Raw genomic sequence first — 544 nt, forward strand, 5'->3', positions numbered from 1 at the left:
TTCTGCAAGCTGTTCTGTGAAAGTTTTCTGAGTGAATTTTCCATGATAACCTCTAAGTGTTTGTGTTTGTTTCTTGGCTAGCGTTCCATTCTGGTTAATAATCCAACCACACCAAGCACTTTGCCAATCGCGATTGTTTGCATTTCGACATGGATTGGCTTTCCAATGAAGTTTAAATCTTTCGAATTCTAATAACGCCTCATCATGCGTTAAGCCTTTATCGATCGCGTATTGCAAATCAGGTTCAAAATCTTCTGGTACGCTTCCAAGTTCTTTTTTCCCCTTACTTCGCTTGGCTTTCTTAGGAACGTTCTCTTGCTCGTGAATGGGAGGTTGGTTGTCTGATGAGGTTGTGATTTGCTCTGATGTGGTTTCAACAGCAGCAACCTCTGTTGGCTCGTCAACCAAATCGTTTGTTTCTAAACTTTCAGAACCAATTTCTTTTTTTGCTAATACGATAGTATTAGTTTTTTTATATATATTCTTATTCTGGTTCTTTATAGCTTGATTTTGCTTAGCGTTTGCTTCAGCAAAAAAAACGTTT

Annotated in this window: 1 pseudogene; it reads right to left on the bottom strand. The window is 38.1% G+C overall.

Features of this window, described 5'->3' with window-relative positions:
* Positions 1-544: pseudogene (locus tag ACFIKR_RS09620) on the bottom strand (hypothetical protein); the annotation flags it as partial.

This window comes from Bartonella sp. MR30HLJHH (assembly GCF_042194195.1).
Classification (GTDB): domain Bacteria; phylum Pseudomonadota; class Alphaproteobacteria; order Rhizobiales; family Rhizobiaceae; genus Bartonella; species Bartonella grahamii.